This window comes from Achromobacter sp. UMC71, assembly GCF_014170305.1.
In the GTDB taxonomy this organism is placed as follows: domain Bacteria; phylum Pseudomonadota; class Gammaproteobacteria; order Burkholderiales; family Burkholderiaceae_B; genus Achromobacter.
The window spans coordinates 1-22,345 of record NZ_LZZT01000027.1 but is presented as its reverse complement, the minus strand read 5'-3'; the positions used below and the strand labels follow the sequence as shown (position 1 = coordinate 22,345).

Sequence of the window (22,345 nt, the reverse complement as noted above, 5' to 3'; positions counted from 1 at the left end):
GGGGCGGGTTGGGCCAGCGGCCTTTCCTGGATGCTCGGGAGCGACACCAGGTGCAGCGGCTCGCTCTGCAGCGCCATGGCCGCCGCGGTGGCGGCCGCCCACGCCGCCAGCAGCTTCAGGCGGCTGCGGCGCTTATCGCCATCGACGAACCACAGCAGGCAGGCCACGCCCAGCACCAGAGCCGCGGCCAGATCCGCCCGTCGGTTGAGCAGCAGCGCGTAGAACCAGCAGATGGCGAACAGCGGCAGTGACAGGCGCCGGCGGCACAGCAGCCAGATCAGGTTGGCGAACACCAGGACCGTGGCCATGTCATTGATGTTGTCCCAGACGCCGCCGGTCAGCAGGTACCGTGGCCGGAACCGCTGCGCCTCGGTCCAGGCGTCGAAGACTGGAAAATAGGCGGTGATGAACCAGAAGGCCAGCAGCCAGGGGAACAGGAACAGGAATGGCTTCTGGCGGCGCGCAAGGGTTTCGCCGAGCAGGGCGGAAACGGCGCCGATGAGCAGGTAGATGGCGTACCGGACATACCGGTCTTGCGCCACGATCCACAAGGGCTGGATGGCCAGCAGCAAGACGAGGACGATGAGCGGTGTCCGCAGGCTCGTGTTCCACGCGGCCGTGCGCCAGGACCGGTCTGCGGCCAGCGCCAGCACGAACAGCGCCAGCCCCCAATGGAAGGGCCGCAGGGGGTAGGGGACATAGATGGACGAGCCGGCCAGGCACAAGGCAAATCCGGCCAGGACCAGCCTGTCGGGCAACCGGTAGCCAGAGGCCTCAGGCGAGCGCATTTCCCAGGCTCCAGAAGAGCGCCGGCGCCAGGATGCCCACCGCCAGCAGGCGGCCTGTCAGCATGGCCTGCACGGCATGGTAGACGTCATGGGTGGGGTGGTCGTCCACAATCGCGGCGATGCGCGGTTCAAGCACGAACGTGAGCAGCACCGTGGCAAAGCCATTCACGATGCCGGAGAGCTGTGAAATGGTGCTGCGGTAATCGTGGAACACCAGCGCGAAGTAGTAAGAGACGAGCACGCCGAGCGCGTAGCAGAGGAAGACGGCCGCGGCCAGGACGACGATGCGGCGGCGGGGGAATGCCGAAGGGATCTCCAGTTGCTTGCGGATGTCGTCCGTGCGCAGCTTGGGCTTGCCGGCGCGTCGCTGGATGAAGTTCGCAAGCAAGGTGATCCAGTGGAACCGGACGAAGAATGCCAGCAGCGATAGCAGGGTGGCGCCGAACAGCGCGCACAGCCCCATCAACTGGTAGGTGGCCACGGGGATCTGCTTGTCGATCAGGAAACCCAGCAGCGGCATCAGCGCCAGATAGAAGAACCGGGTAATCGTGGTCGTGGCATTCTGGACGGCGTATCCCGTGACGGGCCGCTTCGCCAGCCTGCCGGCGATACGGGCGTAGTAGCTGAGGTACTCGAGCAGGTGGATGGTCGAGAAGCTCAGGATGACGAGACCGATCAGCACCGTCATGGCTGGCTGCGCGCCATCGTGCCGCGATGGATACGCAGCGTTTCCTGATAGGCGTCGAGCATGAGGTCCAGGCTGTGTTCCCAGCTGTACATCTCGCGCACGCGTTGGCGGCCGGCCGTGCCCATGGTGGCGCGCAATTGCGGGTTCAGGACCAGGGTTTCCAGCCGCTGTGAGGCAGCGTCGGCGTCGTCGATGGGTACGACAAAGCCTGTCACGCCATCGAGCACGACCTCTGCCGGCCCATCGGCGTCCGACACCACGACAGGCAATCCGCTCGAACAGGCCTCGAGGATGGCGACACCGAAGCTGTCGCGGCGGCTCAGGGCGACGTAGATATCCAGCTGATCCAGCGCAGCGGGGACTTCGCTGTGCGGTATCTGTCCCTTGAGTTCGACGCAGTCGTTCAGACCCAGGTTCGCCGCCATGTCCGTCAGCATGGGCCGCTGGCTGCCGCCGCCATAAATGCGCAGCATCAGGCGTGACGCCAGATCGCCATTGCTTGCGGCCAAGCGGGTCTTGAGTTTGGCGAATGCGTGGATCAACGTGTCGATTCCATAAAGCGCTTCTAGTGTCTTTACGGTGCCGATGACGATACGGTCGGACGGGCACCGTACGATTCGTGGCGAAAACTTATGTTCGTCGATACCGAATGGCGTGACGAAAACAGGCTTCTCGGACAGCGCCCGCATTTTAGTCGCCATTGCATGGCTTGTAGCACCCAGCACGGTCGCGCGGTTCAGGTTCTTGCTGAGCGCGCGATGGTGCCAGCAGCTCTTTTCCGGGAAATCGTAGATATCGCTACCCCACGCGGATAATAGATTCGGCGTGAACCCGGAGCGGCGCGCCAGCAGGCCATAACCGGTCGCGTAGTGGGTATTGAGCAAATCGGGTTGAATCCGCGAGAGCAACCTGCGCGCACGCCGATCAGCCAACAGATAACCGAAAGGGGCGCCGTAAGGCAGCTGGTATTGCCGCACCGTGGGTGAGATGTCGGCTGACGGCGGGTCGAGCGAGAGCAGGTGGACATCGTGTCCGCGCTCGCTCAGGCCATTGGCCCATCGCACGGTATGGATGCTTTGGCTCGCGCCCAGCAGGGCGACTTTCAGCGGCGGGTTATCGGTGTGGTCGGCGGTATGTGTGGATGAGGAGAATTCGGAATCAGTAGTCAATCTCGGACGCTGGCTCTTCTATTAATCGGAACGTCAGTCTATGAATCGAGCATGACAGGAGATCCCATGTCGCTCGTTCACAAGATGTTTCGATTAATTCGAGATGAGTCGATTGCATCCGTATGCATCGATGCTGCGGCGTTAGCTTGCTGTCAGATAGGCTGCGCCAGCTGACTCAGCGCTTAATGATCGCGCTGAATGTGGCGGCCAGAATGCCGAGGTCGCCGAAGAAGGACCGCGTGCGCACATATTCGCTTTGGAGTCGAAGTTTTTCAGGAAGAATCTGGTCCCGATAGGCCTGCTCGGGATCGCTGGCTTGGGCGAGCAGGTCGTTCTCATGCCTGAAACGTATTGACGCGAGGTCGGTAATGCCAGGCCTGACCGACAGCACGATCTGGCGCAATGTGTCGGGGTACAGCGCAACGTACCGGGGCACTTCCGGGCGGGGGCCGACCACGCTCATGTCACCCAGGAAAACATCGATGAGCTGGGGCAGTTCGTCCAATTTCCAGTGGCGTATCCAGGCGCCGGTGCGGGTGATGCGCGCATCGCCGCCGACGGTAATTTCTTTCGTATTGTCGGTTTTATTTACCGTCATGCTACGAAATTTATGAATACGAAAGGGCTTGCCGTCCTTGCCCACGCGGACCTGCCGGAAGAACACGGGGCCGGGCGAATCGCGCTTGATCGCCACCGCCACCACCAGGAACAGCGGCGACAGGGCGATCAGGCCCAGCAGGGAGACGATGATGTCGAACAGCCGTTTCATCAGGCGCGCAGCAGCGTGTCCACGGCGCTGATTACGCGTGCGACCTCGTCGTCGGTCATGCGCGAGTAGATGGGCAGGCTGACCATGCGTTCGTAGCAGGCTTGCGAATGCGGGAACATCTCGGGCGTGAGGCCGTAGCGGTCGCGCCAGTAGGGCTGCAGGTGCAGCGGCACATAGTGCACGCTGCAGCCGATGCCGGCTTCGGTCATGCGCAAGATGAAGTCGTCGCGGCTGATACCTGCCTGGGGGGCTAGGCGCAACACATACAGGTGCCAGGCGTGCGTGTCGGCGGCGTCGTAGCCCTGGCTGGCAAGCCGTTCGGGGCTGGGAGGCAGCGTCACCGGCAGGCTGGCGAACGCCTGGTCGAAGCGGGCCGCGATCTCGGCGCGGCGGTCGCGCATGGCGCGCACGCGGGCCAATTGCACGCGTCCCATGGCGGCTGCCGTGTCGGGCAGGTTGTACTTGAATCCGGGCGCGACGATCTCGTAGTACCAGGCGGGTTTCTTGGAGGTGAAGCGATCGAAGGCGTCGCGGTCGATGCCGTGCAGCCGCATGACGCGGCAGCGCTTGGCCAGGGCCGGATCGCGTGTGACCACCATGCCGCCTTCGCCGGTGGCCAGGGTCTTGGTGGCATAGAAGCTGTAGACCGTGATATCGCTGGCGAGGCTGCCGATCAGTTCGCCCTTCCAGGTGCTGGGCAGGGCGTGAGCGGCGTCTTCGATGACCCGCAGGCCGTGGCGGCGCGCGATGTCCAGGATGGCCGTCATGTCGCAGGACAGGCCGCCGTAATGAACGGGAATGATGGCCTTGGTGCGGGGCGTGATGGCGCGTTCGACGGCCTCGGGGCTGACGCAGAACGTGTCGGGGTCGATGTCCACCAGCACGGGTTCAGCGCCGAGATAGCGGGCTACTTCGGCGCTGGCGGTGAAGGTGTGGGTGGTGGTAATGACTTCGTCGCCCTCGCCCACGCCGATGGCTTCCAGCGCCAGGTGCAGGCCGGCGGTGGCCGAGTTCACGGCCACGGCTTGCACGCCGCCGCCGATGAAGCTGGCGAATTCCTGCTCGAACGCGCGGGCGTTGGGGCCCGTGGTGAGCCAGCCGGACCTCATGGCTTCAGTGACAGCCGTGATTTCGGCTTCGCCGATGTCCGGTAGTGCGAAGGGAATGAAAGACATGGTTCTTTGTCTGGCGGCTAGAAGCGTTGAGGAACGGGAATTGTAGTGGAGCCTTGCGCGGCCCCGCTCAGCGATTCCAGGAACTGGCGCGCCAGGACCGGATAGCTGTGGTGCTGCTGCACGAAGGTCTTGCCCTGCTGGCCCAGCGCCTGGCGCTGGGCCGCGGACAGGTCGGCAAGTCCGGCGATGGCCCCGGCGATGGCCGGCACGTCGTCGGCAGGCACACTGACGCCGCAACCGGCGTCGCGCACCAGGTCGTAGGGCGAACTGGTGGCATGCACCACCGGCAGGCCCGCCAGCATGTAGTCGAACAGCTTGTTGGGACTCATGCCGAACTGGTAGAGCGGGCTGTCGTGCCAGCCGATATATGCGATGTCGGCCAGCGCCAGCAGGGCGGGCACGGCCTGCTTTTCCACGGGGTCCAGGAACAGGATGTTCTTCAGGCCCAACGATTCGGCGCGTTGCATCAGGCGGGGTTTTTCCGCCCCTTTGCCAACCAGCACAAAGCCGACGGCGGCGCATTGCGGCCGGGCGGCGGCGTCGATCAGGGGATCCAGCGCGTTCGAGACCGCGTGGCCGCCAGCGTAAACGCAGGTGGCCTTGAATGACCGCGCGAACGCCGCGATCCGCTCAACCGTCGCGTCGGGTAGTGGCCGGGCGGTTTCGGCAGGATCGAAGCCGTTGGGGATATGGACGAACTTGCCGGGCGCCATGCCGCGGCCTTGCAGGTGCGGGGCGGTGCCGGGCAGCAACGAAATGACCTTGTCGGCGTGCCGGCAGGCATAGTCTTCCGCCCGCTGCATGGAGAAGATCATGGGGTGGCGCGAGGAAAAACCTCCCAGCAGGCGCGGTGTCAGCGGCCACAGATCGTGCACCTCGAAGACCAGCTTGGCGCTAGCGGCGCGGGCGATTTTCGCGGCCGGCCAGATATCGTACGGATAGGTCGAGGACGCGATGACCACGTCGGGCCGGCTGGCGGCGAACGCGCGCGCCATGCCGTAGACCTTGGCGGTGAACTGCAGCATGTTGAGCAGCCGCTTGGCGCCGTTGCCGGCGTAGGGGCGGGTACGCAGCCAGACGTAGTCGACGCCGTCGATCTGTTCGCGGGTGACGGCGGATGAAACCGTGGGATTTTGCTGGCGCAGGTGCGAGACGCTGCTGGCGATGATGGTGACGTGATGGCCTTGCCGGACCCATTCCCGGGCCAGGTAGTACGGCCGGAATTCCATGCCGTGCCGCGGCGACCCGGCGTAATGGTTGATGAGCAGGATATTCATGGCTGCATCGTACCGCGTCGGTGCAAGGGTACGGCGAGGACATGGCGCGGCGCCGCAAGCGGCGCCGCGCCATGGAGGAATCAGCTCAGTGCGGCGCGCAGCGCGGCAACGATCTGATCCTGCGTGGCTTCATCCAGGTCCGGGTGCATGGGCAGGCTCATGACCGTGGCCGCCAGCGTGTCGGACACCGGCGTCGCGCCTTCGCCCGCCGCGAACTCGGCGTAAGCCGGTTGCGCGTGAATGGGGCGCGGGTAGTGGATCGCCGTGGGGATGCCGGCTTCCTTCAGGTGGGCGATGACGGCTTCGCGGTTGGGCACCATGACGGTGAACTGGGCCCAGACGCTGTCGCGGTCGGGACGTACGGTGACCGTGCGCGCGCCGTCGGGCAGGTCAGCCAGCAATTGCTGGTAGCGGGCGCCGATCTTGATGCGCTGCTCGACTTCCCATTCGAAGCGTTCAAGCTTGCCCAGCACGACGGCGCATTGCAGCGTGTCCATGCGGCCGCCCACGCCGATGCGGGTGTGGTAGTAGCGGGCCGACTGGCCGTGCACGCGGATTTCCCGCATGGCTTGGGCCAGCGCGTCGTCGTTGGTGAACAGCGCACCGCCGTCGCCATAGCAGCCCAGGGGCTTGCTCGGGAAGAAGCTGGTGCAGCCGATCTTGGACAGGTTGCAGCTCTTCTTGCCCTTGTAGGTGGCGCCGAAGCTTTGCGCGGCGTCTTCGATGACGGTGATGCCATGCTTGTCGGCGATGGCGTTGACTTCGTCCATGTCGCCGCATTGGCCGTACAGCGAGACCGGAATGATGGCCTTGGTGCGCGGCGTGATCTTGGCTTCGATTTCCGAGACCTTGATGTTGCAGGTGTCGGGTTCGACATCGACGAACACCGGCACGGCGCCGAGCAGCACGATGACTTCCGCGGTGGCCACGAACGTGAACGAGGTCGTGATGACTTCATCGCCGGCCTTCACGCCCAGCGCCATCAGCGCGATCAGCAGCGCTTCGGTGCCCGAGGCGACCGTGATGCAGTGCTTGGCGCCGGTGTAGGCGGACAACGCGGTTTCCAGTTCCTTGACCTCGGGGCCCATGATGTACTGGCCGTGATCGAGCACATTCTGAATGCGCGTGTTGATCGGGTCGCGCAGGACTTGGTATTGCTTTTTCAGGTCAATGAATTGCATGTTGTCTCACACCAGTTGGCAGACGCCGTCTTTGAGTACGTAGGTGTCGCCGGTTGCGGGGCAGGTCGTCTGCCCGTTGCCGGTCAGCGGCAGGTCCAGTTGTTCGCCGTGGCGGCTCATCCAGCCGATCTGGCGGGCGGGAACGCCCACCACCAGGGCAAAATCGGGCACGTCGCGGTTCACGACGGCGCCGGCGCCGACGAAGGCGTAGCGGCCCACGGTGGAGCCGCAGACGATGGTGCAGTTGGCGCCCAGCGTGGCGCCTTGGCGCACGATGGTGTCACGGTATTCGCTCTTGCGTTCGATGGCCGCGCGCGGGTTGTACACGTTGGTGAACACCATGCTCGGACCGCAGAACACGTCGTCTTCGAGTGTCACGTTGTCGTAGACGGAGACGTTGTTCTGGATCTTGACGCGGTTGCCGATCTTGACGCGGTTGCCGACGTAGACGTTCTGGCCCAGGGAGCAGGCTTCGCCGATGACGGCGCCGCCCGAGACGTGGACCCAGTGCCAGACGCGGGTGCCAGCGCCCAGCTGCGCGCCGTCGTCGACGATGGCGGTGGAATGGATGCTCATGGTGCTTAATCCAGCGGCAGCGGCACGCGCAGGCCGTCGCGCGCGGAACGGTAGATGGCGGTCAGCAGGGCCAGCGATTGCAGGCCTTCGCGTCCGTCGGTCTCGGGTTCGCATTCACCACGCAGGACGCGGATGACGTTGTCGTAGTACAGCGGATGGCCAAAACCGTAGACCGAGGTGGTTTCGTAGTTGGCTTCGCGGATCTTGGCGTCGTCGGGCTGCTCGTCGGCGAACTTCCATTCGTCGATGCGGTTGACGGCCACGCCGCCCACGCGCACGGTACCTTTTTCGCCCAGGATGGTGATCGAGCCTTCCAGGTTCTGCGGGTAGGTCAGCATGGTGACGTTGATCGAGCCCATGGCGCCATGGCGCCAGCGGATCGCGGCCACGCCGGTGTCTTCGGCTTCGATGCGGCGCGCCAGGGTGGCGGTGTAGGCGTAAACGCTTTCCACGGGGCCGACCAGCCAATCGAGCAGGTCGACATAATGGCTGGCCTGGTTCATGAAGGCACCGCCATCCCATTCCCATTTACCGCGCCAGCGAGCGGCGTCGTAATAATCTTGGGGACGGGTCCAGAAAACATTGACCGTCACCATATAAATGCGGCCGAAGCGGCCGCTATCGATGGCTTTCTTGAGCAGTTGCAGCGTGGCGTTGCGGCGGTTTTGCTTGACGACGAACAGGCGCACGCCCGCTTCGTCGCAAGCCTTGACCATGCGCTTGCCGTCTTCCCAGCGGGTGGCCATCGGCTTTTCGCTGACCACATGGCGGCCGGACTGCGCGATTTCAATGGCTTGCCACGGATGCAGGCCGGACGGCGTTGCCAGAATGACGGCATCGGCGGTCGTGTGGGCCAGCATTTCCGTCAGGGACGAAAAAGGCCGGGCGCCGGTGGCTTCCGCGGCGGCTTTCAGCGCGGCGGGATTGGTGTCACAGACATCCACGAGCTCGGCTCGATCGCTGTGCTGCGCGATGGCGCCAATATGATTCTTGGAAATGCGCCCACACCCTACCAGGGCGAAACGAACCTTGCGGTCGGTAACTGGATTAGCGGTCATCGGGAGAAGAGGTTGTTTTGTTGTAAATTGCCGGGATAATTCGACAGCCCCTCCCGGAATAGAGCGTAATAATACTTGAAGACCGGATGTGGTAACGAACGTGAAAATCCGCCTTCCCTAATTGATGCCAACTCGCATTCTCATTGTCCGCACGTCGTCCCTGGGCGATTTGGTGCACATGCTGCCCGCCATCTCCGACATTGCCCGTCATGTTCCGGACGCTGAGATCGACTGGGTCGCCGAAGAAGCCTTCGCCGAAATCCCCGGGTGGCACCCCGCCGTGAACGAGGTCATCAAGGTCGCTCATCGCCGTTGGCGCAAGGCCTGGTGGTCGACCCAGGTCCGGGCGGAACGCCGCGCGCTCAAGGAGCGCCTGCGGTCCAAACAGTACGACATCGTGCTGGATATGCAGGCCCTGCTGAAATCGGCCTGGCTGGTGCGGCAGGCGCGCGGCGTGCGTCATGGTCTGGATTGGCGTTCGGCACGCGAACCCCTGGCGTCGCTGTTCTATAACGTGCGCCATCGGGTGGAATTCTGGCAGCCCGCGGTCATCCGCCAGCGCAAACTGGCCTCTTTGACGTTCGGCTACCAGTACGGCGGCCTGCCGGACTTCGGCCTGCAGGCGTTTTCGCGCCAGGCGGGCCAGGGCCGTGACGGTGGCGCCGACCCGGTGCACGAGGTGTCCAGCGATGGCCTGGACGTGACGGAATTGCCGCGTCTGCATCACCTGGACACCGACCGGGGCTATGCGGTGATCATGCCGTCGGCCAGCCGTGACGACAAATTGTGGCCCGAGGACGACTGGCGCGCGGTATTCCGGCGTCTGCGCGATGCGGGCTGTTCGCTCAAGCTGCTGGCAGGTAATGATCAGGAGGCCGAACGCGCCCGCTTGCTGGTGGCCGGCATGGAGGACGTCGAAGTCATGCCCCGCATGGACCTGAGCGCGGTGGCTCGCCTGTTGGCGGGCTCGCGCCTGATGGTGGGCCTGGATAGCGGCCTGACGCACCTGTCGGCCGCCCTTGGCCGTCCCACTATCGGTATCTACCGTGCGTCCACGCCGGTGCGCACGCCCCTGGTGGGCTCGAATTACACCGCCAGCCTGGGCGACCGCGGCGCATCGCCGTCGCGCGAGGCCGTCATGGCGTCGGTGGAGCAGGCGCTGGCGGCGCGCTGATGAACCGCGGCGTCTACACCTTGGCGTTGCGGGCGCTGGCGCCGCTGGTCTGGCTGTGGATGGCTCGTCGCGCCAAGCGGGCGGGCGGCGAATGGCAGATTTTCTCGCCTGAACGTTTCGGCCGGATCGCGCCGGACCCTGCGCCCGTGCCTGACGCCCGGAATGGGGCGCCGCCGGTCTGGGTGCATGCGGTAAGCCTGGGCGAAACGCGTGCCGCGCAGCCCTTGTTGCAAGCCCTGCTGGACCGCGGTCTGCCGGTATTGTTGACCCATATCACCGCCACGGGCCGCGCCGAGGGCGCGCGGCTGTTCGCGGACGCCATCGCCCGCGGCCAATTGCGCCAGGCCTGGCTACCCTACGATTTTCCCGGCGCCACGCGGCGCTTCCTGGCCGCTCGTGCCCCCCGCTGCGGCATCCTGATCGAACGCGAGATCTGGCCCAATCTGCTGGCGGCGGCGCGCCGCCAGCGGGTGCCGATGGCGTTGGTAAGCGCCCGCTATTCCGCGTCGTCGCTGCGCCAGGCGGCCCGCCTGGGCAGCGTGATGCGCGAGGCGCTGGAGGGGCTGGGTCTGGTGCTGGCCCAGACGGCGCAGGACGCCGACCGTCTGGCGCAGGCGGGCGTGCGCCAGCCCGCCGTATCCGGCAATCTGAAATTCGATCTGTCCCTGCCCGAACCGCAGGTGCAGGCGGGGCAGGCTTGGCGCGCCCGCCTGGACCGGCCGGTGATCGCGCTGGCCAGCACGCGCGAAGGCGAGGATGCGCCCTTCATCGACGCGCTCAAGCGGCAGGCGGTGCAGCCCGGCAGGCCGTTGTTTCTGCTGATCCCGCGTCACCCGCAGCGTTTCGACGAGGCGGCTGCGCTGCTGGCGCAGGCTGGCGTGGGGTATGTCAGGCGCTCGTCCGGGCAGGAGCCGGGTCCGGACACCGCCGTGCTGCTGGGCGATACGCTGGGGGAAATGGCCTTTTACTACGCCGCTTCGGACGTGGCGGTGGTGGCCGGCAGTTTTGCGCCGCTGGGGGGGCAGAACCTGATCGAGGCCTGCGCGGCGGGCGTGCCCGTGATCGTGGGGCCGCACACGTTCAATTTCCAGCAGGCCGCCAGCGACGCCATTGAGGCGGGGGCGGCCCAGCGTCAGCCCGATCCGGCGCAGGCGGTCGCGGCGGCGTTGGCGCTGGTGGCCGATCCGGCGAGGCGCCAGGCGGCGGGCGAGGCGGCGCGCAAGTGGTTTTCGAGCCATGCGGGCGCGACGGCCCGGACGATGGAGGCGCTGGGCCCTTGGCTGGATTGATGCGTCAGGCGGCGAACGGGCCGTTTGCCGCGCAGGCCTGCGTCGCCCTGGCGTGACGCCGCGTTGAGGGCCGCTCCGCCCTAGGAGGCGGTTCTGGGCACCAGCGTGACGGCGCCGGGGTTCAACTCCTGGCTGAAGCGGCGCGGATCGCGCCCTTCGTCTTCGGGCCGCACGCCCAGCCAGCCCTGGCCCAGCGCTACGACCCACAGGTTGGCCAGCAGAATCAGGATAAATAGCACTCGCATGCCGCGGCCTCGCGTCAAACGTCCGGCGCGGGGGTGGCGCGCGCCATGGCGGCCAGCCCGTCCAGGACGGGATGATTCAGGTAGACAGGCACCGGCGCCGCGCCGAACGCGCCGCCGGCATCGGCCAGCAGGCGCTCGATTTCCTGGTGCACTTCCGGCCAGCCGCCGCCAGCCGCGAAGATCTGCGGCGCCTGGCCGTAGCGCTGGCGGCCGGCCAGCCACTGGCGCACCACTGCGCCGGCCTGGGCGGCGGCGATGCCGGAGGCGATGGCTTCGTGCGTGTCCGTGGGGTAGGGCACGACCTGGCCTTCGGCGAACGGCAGGTTGGCCGTGCCGTGGGCCAGCGCGTTACGCATCATGGCGGGCCCGGGCAGGATCAGGCCGCCGGCGAAGACGTTGTCGGGCCCGACGGTATCGATCGTGGTGGCGGTGCCGAAGCTGGCCAGGAGGAAGGGGGGATGGGCGCCAGGCAGGCGCGACAGCACGCCCAGCAGCGAAGCCCAGCGGTCCGCGCCCAGTTGTTGCGGTGTCTTGTAGCGGTTGACCAGTCCCAGGGTGGTGGCTTGCGAGGTGGCCCAGGTGACTTCGCAGCCATGCCGCTGCAGGATGGCGCAGATGGCTGCGCCGCGTTCGGCGCCGGCCACGTTCACGCCCAGCGCGCGCGTCGGCTGTTGCGGCAAGACGGCCAGCCAGCGATCCAGCGCGTCCAGGTCCAGGCCGTCGAAGGCGACGGCGGCGGGTTCGCGCGGCATATCGGGGCTGCTGGGATCCAGCCAACCCACTTTGAGGCGGCTGTTGCCGGAGTCGATGAGGATGATCATGCTTGGCGTCGAATCGAGATTTCACCGACCGAAATCGGGGTGGCGCCCTGGGGCGTTTGCACCAGCAGGCGGCCCTGGCCATCGACACCACAGGCGGTGCCGCTCAGGATCACGTCGCCCTTGTCCAGCACGTTGACGGGGCGTCCGGCCAGCGCGTCGACCTGGTCAAAGCGCTGCGCGAAGGCGCCGAAGCCTTCGCGCTCCAGGGCCTGGACGGCCTCGTGCCAGGCGGTTGCCGCGGCGCAGACCAGATCCGCCGCGGTGGCGGCGTGGCCGGGCGCATGCTCGGTGACCTGGACCCAGTCGGCGACCTGGCGTCCCAGCGCCTGCGACAGCGCGCCGGCGTCGACCAGATTCACGCCCATGCCGATGACGACCGTGTAGCCGGTTTCGCGGCCGCCGGGGTTGCGGGTGGTCTCGACCAGCACGCCGGCCAGCTTGGCGTCATGCCATTGCACGTCGTTGGGCCATTTCATGCAGAGTCCGCCGGCGCCGGGGCCGGCCACGGCGCGCAGCGCCTCGCAGGCGGCCAGTCCGGCCAGGGGCGACAGGGCTGGCAATTGCACGGCCGGCAGGTGGACATCGAAGGCGCACGAAAACATCAGCGCCGCGCCCACCCGGTTCTGCCAGGGGCGGCCGGCGCGGCCGCGGCCGGTTTCCTGCAGATGGGTGCCCAGCAGCCAGGGCTTGCCTGCGCCTGCGCCCGTGCGGGCGCGCGCCAGCAGGTCGGCGTTGGTCGAGCCGGTGCTGGCGGTCCAGGCGACATCTTGGAAGGCGGGCAGGCGCGAACCCAGCATCCGGGCCAGATCATCTGGCGCGGGCAGGTCGGTGGAGCGGACTAGAGCGGACATGGCGGCGATTGTAGGGCACGCGCGGCCGTGCTCGCGGCGTTTCGTCCCCAGCGTATATGATTGTGGATACATTTTGCATCGGTGCCTTGTCTACATGCCGCATTCCGCTTTGTCCGCGTCCGCCGCCGCGCCCTTCCGCCAGGAAGCAGGCGTGTGCTACGTCGGGGGCGACTGGAGCGTCCTGGCGCTGGCCGAGCCGGGCGAGGTCGACCGCCGCCGCGCCGCAATGGCCAAGGCCGCCAGCGAGGACGTGCGCTGGGACCTGCACGGCATCAGCCGGCTGGACACCATCGGCGCCCTGCTGATCTGGCAGGCCTGGGGCGAAAAGCTGCCCGAGCGCGTGCGCTGGTCGGCCGGCCAGCAGGACGTATTCAATGCCCTGGCGCTGAACAAGGGCGGGAAACAAGAGCCGCCGCGCCCCGAGCCGTCGTGGGGCTGGGTCCGCGCGCTGGGCGATGCCGTGTTGCAGGCGGCCGAGAACGGCCGTGCCCTGTTGGTCATGCTGGGTCAACTGGTGCTGGATCTGTTCGGCATGTTGCGCCGGCCCGCGCGGGGGCCCTGGCGCGAAATCTCGGCCCAGATCTACCGCACCGGCGCCCAGGCGCTGGGCATCACGGCACTGGTGGGATTCCTGATCGGGGTGGTGCTGTCGTACTTGTCCGCGCAGCAGTTGCAGATGATCGGCGCGGACCGCTTCATTGTGCGACTGCTGGGCGTGTCCATCGTGCGTGAACTGGGCCCGGTGCTGGCGGCCATCCTGGTGGCGGGCCGGTCGGGATCGGCCATTACCGCCCAGATCGGCGTCATGCGGGTCACCCAGGAGCTGGACGCGATGCTGGTGATGGGCATTTCGCACGGCCAGCGGCTGATCCTGCCGCGGGTGGTGGCGCTGGCCATCACCATGCCGCTGCTGGTGCTGTGGACCGACGCCATGGCCATCCTGGGCGGCATGATGGCCGCGCAAGTGAAGTTGGGCGTGTCGATGCAATGGTTCCTGCAGTCGCTGCCCGATGCCATCTCCCTGACCAATTACTGGATCGGCATCCTGAAGGGCGTGACGTTCGGGATGCTGATCGCGCTGATCGCCTGCCATTTCGGTCTGCGTATCCAGCCCAATACGGAAAGCCTGGGGCGGGGCACGACGACCTCGGTGGTCACGTCCATCACCGGCGTGATCCTGCTGGACGCGTTGTACGCGGTCATTTTCAGTTCGGTGGGCATCTGATGGCCGGCGCCGAGCAGCATCGCCTGTTTACCGAAGAGCAGGTCACGGTCGCGCCCGTCATTACCGTGCGCGGATTGCGTACGGCTTTCGGCGACCACGTGGTGCACGACAACCTCGACCTGACCGTGTTCCCTGGCGAGATCCTGGTGCTGGTGGGTGGTTCGGGCACGGGCAAGACGGTGCTGCTGCGGCAGATCATCGGGCTGGACCAGCCAGCCGCCGGCACGATCCAGGTGCTGGGCAATACCCTGTCCGAACTGACGGCCAGCGAGCGGCGGCGCCTGTCGTACCGCTGGGGCATGCTGTTTCAGGCCGGCGCGCTGTTTTCGGCGCTGTCGGTGTACGACAACGTGGCGCTGCCCTTGCGCGAGCTGCGCAGCGTGCCCGAAGACCTGGTGCACGATGTGGTGATGTGCCGGCTGGCGATGGTCGGCCTGTCGGCGCAGGACGCCTGCAAGCGGCCGTCGGACCTGTCAGGCGGCATGGTCAAGCGCGTGGCGCTGGCGCGGGCGCTGTCGCTGGATCCGGAACTGGTGTTCCTGGACGAGCCGACGGCGGGCCTGGATCCGCTGCGCTCGGACGAATTCGTGGACCTGGTGCGCAGCCTGCACCGGCAGTTGGGATTTACCGTCGTCATGGTGACGCACGATCTGGACACGCTGCTCGCGTTGGCCACCCGTGTCGCCGTGCTGGCGGACAAGCGGGTGATCGTATGCGACACGGTGCCGGAAGTACTGAAGGTCGATCACCCGTTCATTCACACATTCTTCCTGGGCGAACGCGGTTTGCGCGCGCTCGGGGACATGGCGCCGAAGGGAACGCATCATGGAAAACCGTAGTCACGCGCTCATGGCCGGCATCTTCACGCTGGTCCTTCTGGCCGCCGCTGCGCTGGTGGCCGTCTGGATCGGCCGCGACCGAACCAAACTGCAAACCTATGAAATCGTCTCGGCCACCGCCGTCAGCGGCCTGAACCCGCAATCGACCGTGCGATACCAGGGCGTGCCGGTGGGCAAGGTGCAGTCGCTGGCGCTGAACCCCGAAAAGCCTGGCCAGGTGCGTATCCGCATCGGCGTGGCGCCCAATACCCCCATTACGGAATCGACCTGGGCGGAGCTGGGCGTGCAGGGCGTGACCGGCATGGCCAACGTCGAATTGCGCGACGACGGCAGTTCGTTCAAGCGGCTGGCGTCCAGCGACGCCAACCCCGCCGCGATTCCGCTGCGCCCGGGCTTCCTGGACCGCATCGAGCAGCGTGGCGGCCGCCTGATTTCCAATGTGGAAGACGCGACCGAGCAACTGCGCCGTCTGCTGAGCCAGCAGAACGTGCAGGCGCTGACGGCCACGTTGCAGAACACCACCGACATCACCCAGTCGCTGCGAGACGCCACGCGCGATCTGAAGCCGACCCTGGAAAAGCTGGGCCCGCTGATGGATTCGCTGGGCAGCACGTCGCGCCAGGCTGACCGCGCGGCGCGCGAGGTCGCGGACCTGGCCCAGCAGGCGCGGCAGTCGCTGGCGCGCCTGAACGCGCCCGACGGCCCGCTGGCTACGGCCACGCGCAGCCTGAACGATATCGCCTTTGCCGCCTCGCGCCTGGACGGCGAGACGCTGCCGGCTGTCACCAGCATGGCGGCCAACGTCAGCGCGGCCGCGCGCGGCGCCACCTTTACCTTGCGGCGCGTCGACAACTCGCCGCAATCGTTGTTGTTCGGGCCGGCGCCGGTTGCGCCCGGGCCCGGCGAGGCCGGGTTCGCCGGATTTGGGAGACAGCCGAAATGAAGATGCGTAGCGCGATTCTGATTCTGACGCTGGCGCTGGCCGGCTGCGGCGTGGGCCGCGTTGGCGCGCCGCCCGCCGTGTTCGATCTGGGCCTGGATGCCCGTCCCGTACCGCAATTGCCGACGCGCGAACCGATTGCGCTGGTGTTCTCGGCCGTGCCGGCGCTGTCCGATACCGGCATCGTCTGGCGCGTCGGCGACAGTGCGGCACCCAAGTCCTATGCGACGTACCGCTGGTCGTCGGCGCCTTCGGATCTGGTGCGCCAGCGCCTGATCGAGCGCCTGTCGCGCCAGGGGCCGGTGCTGGCCGACCGCGCCAGTGGCCAGACGCCGCAGTTGCAGGTCTACTTGTCGCAGTTCGAGCAAGTGTTCGCGGCCGACGGCTCGGCCAGCGAGGGCCGCGTGCTGCTGCAGGCGGTCTTGCTGAACGGCCGCGACGTCGCAGGCCAGGTCCGCATTGCCACGCAGGCCCCCGCGCCGACGCAGGATGCCGCCGGGGGCGTGGCCGCCTTGCGCCAGGCCACGGACGACGCCGCCGACCAGCTGGCGCAATGGCTGGCCGCCAACCCCAAGGCCGCGGCGCGGCCGGCCCGCTGAGGCCGCCGGTTAACATTCCCTTTTTCACGCAGCACGAGTTCCCCTATGCCCGCAAGCACTGAAACCCACGCCTTCACCGGAGCCGCCGGCCGCATCGATTGCGCGGTGGATTGGCCCGACGGTACGCCGCGGGGCTGGGCCCTGGTGCTGCATCCGCACCCGCTGCAAGGCGGCGCGCGCGAAAACAAGGTGGTGACCACGCTGTCGCGCGCTTGCGTGCAGCACGGCTTGGTGGCGGTGCGTCCCAACTTCCGCGGCGTCGGCCTGTCCGAAGGCGTGTTCGACAAGTCGGTGGGCGAAACCCAGGACATGCTGGCGGTGGTGGCGCAAATGCGCGAGCGCCATCCCGACCTGGCCGCTGCGCCCTGGGTGCTGGCCGGCTTTTCGTTCGGCACCGCCGTGGCCGCGCAGACCTACGCCGCGCTGGCCGGGCAGGGCGACAGCGTGCTGCCCAGCGCGCTGATGCTGATGGGCCCCGCCGTGAACCGCTTCCAGTCGCACGAAGTGCAGGTGCCTGACGATACGCTGATGGTGCACGGCGAAGAGGACGAAGTGGTGCCGCTGTCCGAAGCCATGGATTGGGCCCGGCCGCGCGCGATTCCAGTGGTGGTGATTCCCGGCGCTTCGCACTTTTTCCACGGCAAGCTGCTGGTGTTGCGCCAACTGGTGCAGGCACGCCTGAAGGTCGCGCTGGACTGAGCGGCCGGCCGCAAGGCGGCGAGTTGCATCAGGTTGCATGTTTTAAGTGCTCAAGGAACCCATCCCGGGGCGGATGGGTCTTATCGACTGCCTATAATTGTCAGCCACTTGCCCCGCGCCAGCGGGCGTCTTTCCTGGACCCACGTTGCCGATGAAGAATTTGCCTTACTCCGCTCAATCCCCCGTTGTGTTTGTCCGTCGCGCGTTGACCGGCGCGGTGCTGTCGGCGATGCTCGCGGCGTCGCTGCCGGCCTGGGCCCAGCAGGCCCCCGCCGCGGCCCCCGCGGCTGCCGGCGCCACCGCGACCGCGCCGTCGGCAACGGGTGTGGTCCCGGTGGGCGACGTGTCGGCGGTGCCCGCGCCCACCATCGCGGCCAAGGCCTGGATCGTGCTGGACGTGAACAGCGGCCAGACCCTGGCGGCCTCCAATCCCGACATGAAGGTCGAGCCGGCTTCGCTGACCAAGATCATGACGGCCTACGTGGTGTTCAATGCGCTGGAAGAAAAGCGTCTGACGCTGGAGCAGACCGTGCCCGTGTCCGAGCACGCCTGGCGCACCGGCGGCTCGCGCATGTTCATCGAGCCGCGCAAGCCGGTCACGGTCGATGAGCTGAACCAGGGCATGATCGTGCAGTCGGGCAACGACGCGTCGGTGGCGCTGGCCGAGGCGGTGGGCGGCAGCGAAAGCGCCTTCGCCGCGCTCATGAACCAGGAAGCCGAACGCCTGGGCATGCGCAACACCCATTTCATGAACGCCACGGGTCTGCCCGATCCGCAGCACATGACGTCCACGCGCGACCTGGCCACGTTGTCGGCCCACCTGATCACCGATCACCCGTCGTTCTTCCACTACTACAAGCAGAAGGGCTTCACCTACAACAAGATCACCCAGCCCAACCGCAACCGCTTGCTGTGGGCCGATCCGTCGGTGGACGGCATGAAGACCGGCCACACCGATTCGGCCGGCTATTGCCTGGTGTCGACCGCGGTGCGCGGCGACCGCCGCATCCTGGTCGTGGTGGTGGGTGCCGACAGCGAAGCCACCCGCGCCGAGGAAAGCCTGAAGCTCCTGAACTGGAGCTTCCAGAACTTCGACACGGTCAAGCTGTTCGACAAGAGCCAGCCTGCCATCGACGCCCGCGTCTGGGAAGGCACGGCCGACAACGTCAAGCTCGGCCCGCCCAACCCCGTCTCCGTCGCGGTGCCGCGCGGCAAGGCCGGCGACCTGAAGCCGGTGGCGCAGCGCACGGATCCCCTGATCGCCCCGTTGGCCAAGGGCCAGCAGGTCGGTACGCTGCAGTTCACGCTGGACGGCAAGGTGCTGCGCAGCGAGCCGCTGGTGGTGCAGGACGCCGTCGAGCGCGCGGGCTTCTTCGGCCGCATGGTCGACACCGTCAAGCGCTGGTTCCAGTAAGCGGACGCGCCACGGGCGCGGCCGCGGGTGTAAGCTCTATCCCAAGGGGCGGGCCATGTGGCCCGTCCCTATCCATTTGATTCTCAGGAGCGGCTCATGATTCCGGGCGTACCGGGCGAAAGCCAGGTGTTTCTCAATGGCGAGTTTCTGCGCGTGGACGAGGCCAAGGTCTCCGTCCTGGACCGCGGCTTCATTTTCGGCGACGGCATCTACGAAGTCGTGCCCGTCTATCGCGGCAATGCCTTCCGCATGGCCGAGCACCTGGACCGCCTGGACCGCAGCCTGGCGGCCTTGCGCATCGCCCAGCCGTTCGACCGCGCCGGCTGGATCGACCTGGTCGAACAGCTGCTGGCGCGCTCCAACCTGGAAACCTGCATCGTCTACCTGCAGGTGACCCGCGGCGTCGCCAAGCGCGACCACCAGTTCCCGGCCCAGCCGGTGACCCCAACCGTGTTCGGCATGGTGTCGGCCTGGGCGCCGCCCTCGGCCGCGGCCCGCAGCCAGGGTCTGTCCGCCATCAGCATCCCCGACGAGCGTTGGCTGCACTGCGAGATCAAGTCCGTGTCGCTGCTGGGCAATGTGCTGGCCAAGCAACAGGCGGTGGACGCCCACGTCGACGAAGTGCTGCAGTTCCGCGACGGCTTCCTGACCGAAGGGTCGTCCACCAACATCTGGGTCGTGTCCGGCGGTAAGCTGCTGGCGCCGCCCAAGAACAACCTGATCCTGGAAGGCATCCGCTACGGCCTGATGGGCGAGCTGGCGGCCGAAGCCGGCATCGCCTTCGAGGCGCGCCGCATCACGCAGGGCGAAGTCGCGCAGGCGGACGAACTGATGCTGTCCTCGGCCACCAAGGAAGTGCTGGCGATCGTCTCGCTGGACGGCCGGCCGGTGGGCTCGGGCAAGCCCGGCCCCGTTTTTGAGCAATTGCGCGCGGGTTATGATGCCCGCATCGCCGCGCTCTGAGCCGGACTGGCGGGGCGCCTGGCCGCCCCGCGCTGCTCGCCCTGGCCAGCGGGCCTTGCCTGGGCGACGCCTGCCCCCATATAGATGAATTGACGCTCCAGGCCATCCATCATGCATATTCCGCCCGAAGACTCCCTCATCGAGTACCCCAGCGACTTTCCCATCAAGGTCATGGGCAAGCAGCATCCCGACTTCGCACAGACGCTGACCGAGGTCGTGCTGCGCTTTGACCCGGGCTTTGACGCCGCCACGGTCGAAATGCGGCCCAGCAAGGGCGGCAACTACATGGGCCTGACCTTCACGGTGCGCGCTACCTCGCGCGAACAGCTCGATGGGTTGTACCAGGCGCTGCACGGCCACCCCATGGTGTCGATTGTCCTCTAGGGCAAGAAGGCTGCCGTGATCAAGTGGCTCGCGCGGCCCGCGGACTACCTGTCCGTGTGGCGGGATATGCAGGCGTACACCGACCAGCGGTCGGCCGAGACGCCCGATGAAATCTGGCTGTGCGAGCATGCCCCGGTGTACACGCTGGGGCAGGCGGGCCTGCCCCAGCACGTCCTGAACCCTGGCGCCATCCCCATCGTCCACTGCGATCGCGGCGGCCAGGTGACCTACCATGGACCCGGCCAGGTCATGGCCTACGCGCTGTTCGACCTGCGCCGCGTCGACATGTACGTCAAGGAATACGTCGCCTTGCTTGAGGCCGCGGTCATCGACACGCTCGAAGAAATGGGCGTGGCCGGCGCCTGCCGCAAGCCGGGGGCGCCAGGCGTCTACGTGCCCGCGCCGGGCGGGGGCGACCTGGCCAAGATCGCCGCGCTGGGCATCAAGATCCGCAACGGCCGCGCCTATCATGGCGTGTCGCTCAATGTCGCCATGGACCTGGCGCCGTTCCTGGGCATCAACCCCTGTGGTTATGCCGGGCTGCGCACCGTCGATATGGCGGCCTGTGGCGTGCGGCAAGACCCCACCGACGTCGGCGACACGCTGGCGCGCAATCTGGCCCGCGCCTGGCGCCAGGCAAGGACCCCAGCATGACATTGACCTTCACCCCGGCCGACGTGGCCGCGACCTCGCCCGAGCAATTGGCGCAACTGCGCGCCGGGCCGGTCGAGGCGTACGCGGCCTGGATACAAACCGCCGCCGGCATGGGCCTGGCCGAGGCGCAGACCATTTTTGGCCAGATGCTGCTGGACGGCATCGGCATGCCGCAGGACCAGGCCGAAGCGCTGGCGTGGTTCAAGCGCGCCGCCAATGGCGACAGCCTGATGGCCATCAACATGGTGGGCCGCTGCTACGAGAATGGCTGGGGCGTGGCGCCGGACGATACGGTGGCGGCGTACTGGTTCCGGCTGGCCGCCGATCGCGGCCTGGACTGGGGCATGTACAACTATGCCCACATGCTCAAGAGCGGCCGCGGCGGCGTGGTGCAGAACCGCGCCGCGGCCCTGGCCCTGTACCAGCAAGCGGCGCAGGGCGGCCATGTGAAATCCATCGGCGTCGTGGGCCGCTTCTATGAAGCCGGCGACGTCGTGCCGCAAGACCTGGAACGCGCGTTCGACTGCTACCAGCGCTGCGCCGAAGGCGGCGACTTCCGCGGCATGTTCCATCTGGGCCGCATGTTGCTGCTGCGCGGCCGCAGGGACGACGCGGTGCAGTGGCTGGTGCGCGTGCCCGACACCGCCACCCCGGCCTTTTTGCGCGAGGCCGATGCCATGCTGCGCGACAGCGGCTTTCCGCCGCTGTACGAAACCGGCGCCTGACCGGGCGATACGCTCGCGGCCGCCGCCGCTGGCCACGTGGCGCTCACTCAGTCCCGGGGATACGCCTTAGGTGCTCAGGCGCGTCTCGAACACCACCTCCATCGTTATCCGCGTGCCGGCAGGCTGCTCGCCGTCCAGGCGGTCCAGCAACAGCTGGCCCGCGCGGCGGCCCAGTTCTGCCGCATCCATGCCCAGCGTCGTCAGCCCCTGCACCCATTGCGGCGCGCTGCCGTCGTCGGTAAAGCCCAGCACCGCCAGATCCTGTGGCACGTGCAGGTCGCGGTTGTGGGCTTCCGAGACCGCGGCGGCGGCCAGCAGATCGGACGTGCAGAACACGGCGTCGAAGATCGTATTGGTGGCCAGCAGCCGCAGGAAGGCCATGCGGCCGTCGTTCATGTGCTGGACGTCGGGTTGCACGATATCGGCGACCTGGGTCAGCCCCAACGCGGCGGTGGTGCTGATGAAGCCCTCGCGCCGGGCGCGTTCCCACGGGTTGTCGGTGCTGATGCAGGCCACCTGCGCAAAGCGCTTGCCGGCGAAATGGCGGGCGGCCTGGCGGCCGGCCTCGGCATTGTCGACGGTCACGGCGCTGTCCAGCGGCGCGTCCGACAGGCTCCAGGTTTCCACCACGGGCACCTCCAGCGCGGCCAGGGCAGCCCGCAGCTGCGGATCGTCCAGCGGACCCATCGCCAGGGCGGCGGCAGGCTGCAGCAGGGCCAGCCGGGGCAGCAGAGCGGGGTTGTGCCAGGCAGCTGGCGCAGCGCGATCTCGGGGCATTTATGAGCCTTGGCGTGCGGCCGCAGCGCGACCTCGTGGCGGTCGGCCCAGGCCTGCATGGCGCG

Annotated in this window: 24 protein-coding genes and 2 pseudogenes; 12 read left to right on the top strand and 14 right to left on the bottom strand. The window is 67.2% G+C overall.

The window, feature by feature from the left end; all coding sequences use genetic code 11:
• From A9974_RS12640 to A9974_RS12600, 9 genes and pseudogenes are all read right to left on the bottom strand, one after another.
• Positions 1-788, bottom strand: a pseudogene (locus A9974_RS12640) (hypothetical protein); the annotation flags it as partial.
• Positions 775-1,476 carry a lipid II flippase family protein gene (locus A9974_RS12635; RefSeq protein WP_183004434.1) on the bottom strand — a complete coding sequence of 234 codons (702 nt, stop codon included), beginning with the start codon at positions 1,474-1,476 and terminating at the stop codon, positions 775-777. The gene A9974_RS12635 and the pseudogene A9974_RS12640, both read right to left, overlap by 14 nt.
• Positions 1,473-2,645, bottom strand: coding sequence for a glycosyltransferase family 4 protein (locus A9974_RS12630; protein WP_255468147.1), 1,173 nt, complete (start codon positions 2,643-2,645; stop codon positions 1,473-1,475). The genes A9974_RS12635 and A9974_RS12630 overlap by 4 nt, the downstream gene beginning before the upstream one ends.
• 175 nt (positions 2,646-2,820) lie before the next feature.
• Entirely contained in the window at positions 2,821-3,417 is a 597-nt protein-coding gene (locus tag A9974_RS12625) for a sugar transferase (RefSeq protein ID WP_183004435.1), read from the bottom strand.
• Positions 3,414-4,589, bottom strand: a complete 1,176-nt coding sequence (locus A9974_RS12620) for a DegT/DnrJ/EryC1/StrS aminotransferase family protein (protein ID WP_183004433.1) — start codon at positions 4,587-4,589, stop codon at positions 3,414-3,416. The genes A9974_RS12625 and A9974_RS12620 overlap by 4 nt, the downstream gene beginning before the upstream one ends.
• A gap of 17 nt (positions 4,590-4,606) precedes the next feature.
• Positions 4,607-5,866, bottom strand: a complete 1,260-nt coding sequence (locus A9974_RS12615) for a glycosyltransferase family 4 protein (protein WP_183004432.1) — start codon at positions 5,864-5,866, stop codon at positions 4,607-4,609.
• An 80-nt stretch (positions 5,867-5,946) separates the two neighbouring features.
• Positions 5,947-7,047 (bottom strand): DegT/DnrJ/EryC1/StrS aminotransferase family protein, encoded by a 1,101-nt coding sequence (locus A9974_RS12610; protein WP_183004431.1) that lies wholly within the window; start codon positions 7,045-7,047, stop codon positions 5,947-5,949.
• Between the two features lie 6 nt (positions 7,048-7,053).
• Positions 7,054-7,623, bottom strand: a complete 570-nt coding sequence (locus tag A9974_RS12605) for an acyltransferase (RefSeq protein WP_183004430.1) — start codon at positions 7,621-7,623, stop codon at positions 7,054-7,056.
• A 5-nt stretch (positions 7,624-7,628) separates the two neighbouring features.
• Positions 7,629-8,681, bottom strand: coding sequence for a Gfo/Idh/MocA family protein (locus tag A9974_RS12600; RefSeq protein ID WP_183004429.1), 1,053 nt, complete (start codon positions 8,679-8,681; stop codon positions 7,629-7,631).
• A 124-nt stretch (positions 8,682-8,805) separates the two neighbouring features.
• Here A9974_RS12600 and waaC point away from each other — a divergent pair, with 124 nt between their 5' ends.
• Entirely contained in the window at positions 8,806-9,855 is a 1,050-nt protein-coding gene (gene waaC / locus A9974_RS12595; protein WP_183004428.1) for a lipopolysaccharide heptosyltransferase I, read from the top strand.
• On the top strand, positions 9,855-11,144 hold the full coding sequence (locus A9974_RS12590) for a 3-deoxy-D-manno-octulosonic acid transferase (RefSeq protein ID WP_183004427.1): 1,290 nt from the start codon (positions 9,855-9,857) through the stop codon (positions 11,142-11,144). The genes waaC and A9974_RS12590 overlap by 1 nt, the downstream gene beginning before the upstream one ends.
• Positions 11,145-11,224: 80 nt before the next feature.
• Here A9974_RS12590 and A9974_RS12585 read toward each other — a convergent pair whose 3' ends face one another.
• Genes A9974_RS12585 through A9974_RS12575 form a run of 3 tightly spaced genes read right to left on the bottom strand, consistent with a single transcriptional unit; the run spans position 11,225 to position 13,061 of the window.
• Positions 11,225-11,389, bottom strand: a complete 165-nt coding sequence (locus tag A9974_RS12585; protein WP_183004426.1) for a hypothetical protein — start codon at positions 11,387-11,389, stop codon at positions 11,225-11,227.
• Between the two features lie 14 nt (positions 11,390-11,403).
• Positions 11,404-12,210 (bottom strand): type III pantothenate kinase, encoded by an 807-nt coding sequence (locus A9974_RS12580; protein WP_183004425.1) that lies wholly within the window; start codon positions 12,208-12,210, stop codon positions 11,404-11,406.
• Positions 12,207-13,061 carry a biotin--[acetyl-CoA-carboxylase] ligase gene (locus A9974_RS12575; protein WP_183004424.1) on the bottom strand — a complete coding sequence of 285 codons (855 nt, stop codon included), beginning with the start codon at positions 13,059-13,061 and terminating at the stop codon, positions 12,207-12,209. Before A9974_RS12575 ends, A9974_RS12580 begins: the two co-directional genes overlap by 4 nt.
• Positions 13,062-13,155: 94 nt before the next feature.
• On the opposite strand from A9974_RS12575, the gene A9974_RS12570 reads away from it, so the two are divergent.
• From A9974_RS12570 to A9974_RS12525, 10 genes are all read left to right on the top strand, one after another.
• The gene (locus A9974_RS12570; RefSeq protein WP_183004423.1) at positions 13,156-14,286 is read left to right on the top strand and encodes an ABC transporter permease; all 1,131 of its coding nucleotides are present in this window, start codon (positions 13,156-13,158) and stop codon (positions 14,284-14,286) included.
• Entirely contained in the window at positions 14,286-15,125 is an 840-nt protein-coding gene (locus A9974_RS12565; protein WP_183004422.1) for an ABC transporter ATP-binding protein, read from the top strand. The genes A9974_RS12570 and A9974_RS12565 overlap by 1 nt, the downstream gene beginning before the upstream one ends.
• Complete coding sequence (locus tag A9974_RS12560; RefSeq protein WP_183004421.1) at positions 15,112-16,068, top strand: MlaD family protein; 957 nt, start codon at positions 15,112-15,114, stop codon at positions 16,066-16,068. The genes A9974_RS12565 and A9974_RS12560 overlap by 14 nt, the downstream gene beginning before the upstream one ends.
• Positions 16,065-16,664, top strand: a complete 600-nt coding sequence (locus A9974_RS12555) for an ABC-type transport auxiliary lipoprotein family protein (protein WP_183004420.1) — start codon at positions 16,065-16,067, stop codon at positions 16,662-16,664. The genes A9974_RS12560 and A9974_RS12555 overlap by 4 nt, the downstream gene beginning before the upstream one ends.
• Before the next feature lie 45 nt (positions 16,665-16,709).
• On the top strand, positions 16,710-17,363 hold the full coding sequence (locus A9974_RS12550; RefSeq protein WP_183004419.1) for an alpha/beta hydrolase: 654 nt from the start codon (positions 16,710-16,712) through the stop codon (positions 17,361-17,363).
• 151 nt (positions 17,364-17,514) lie between these two features.
• Positions 17,515-18,777 (top strand): D-alanyl-D-alanine carboxypeptidase family protein, encoded by a 1,263-nt coding sequence (locus A9974_RS12545; RefSeq protein WP_183004418.1) that lies wholly within the window; start codon positions 17,515-17,517, stop codon positions 18,775-18,777.
• A 96-nt stretch (positions 18,778-18,873) separates the two neighbouring features.
• Complete coding sequence (locus A9974_RS12540; RefSeq protein WP_183004417.1) at positions 18,874-19,740, top strand: D-amino acid aminotransferase; 867 nt, start codon at positions 18,874-18,876, stop codon at positions 19,738-19,740.
• Positions 19,741-19,851: 111 nt separating this feature from the next.
• Positions 19,852-20,124, top strand: a complete 273-nt coding sequence (locus tag A9974_RS12535; protein ID WP_025136251.1) for a YbeD family protein — start codon at positions 19,852-19,854, stop codon at positions 20,122-20,124.
• A gap of 15 nt (positions 20,125-20,139) precedes the next feature.
• Positions 20,140-20,778 (top strand): lipoyl(octanoyl) transferase LipB, encoded by a 639-nt coding sequence (gene lipB, locus A9974_RS12530; RefSeq protein WP_183004416.1) that lies wholly within the window; start codon positions 20,140-20,142, stop codon positions 20,776-20,778.
• Positions 20,775-21,503 (top strand): tetratricopeptide repeat protein, encoded by a 729-nt coding sequence (locus A9974_RS12525; RefSeq protein ID WP_183004415.1) that lies wholly within the window; start codon positions 20,775-20,777, stop codon positions 21,501-21,503. Before lipB ends, A9974_RS12525 begins: the two co-directional genes overlap by 4 nt.
• A gap of 66 nt (positions 21,504-21,569) precedes the next feature.
• On the opposite strand, the gene A9974_RS12520 is transcribed toward A9974_RS12525, so the two are convergent.
• Positions 21,570-22,280 (bottom strand): substrate-binding domain-containing protein, encoded by a 711-nt coding sequence (locus A9974_RS12520; protein WP_183004414.1) that lies wholly within the window; start codon positions 22,278-22,280, stop codon positions 21,570-21,572.
• A pseudogene (locus tag A9974_RS29670) lies at positions 22,229-22,345 on the bottom strand (DSD1 family PLP-dependent enzyme); the annotation flags it as partial. The pseudogene A9974_RS29670 and the gene A9974_RS12520, both read right to left, overlap by 52 nt.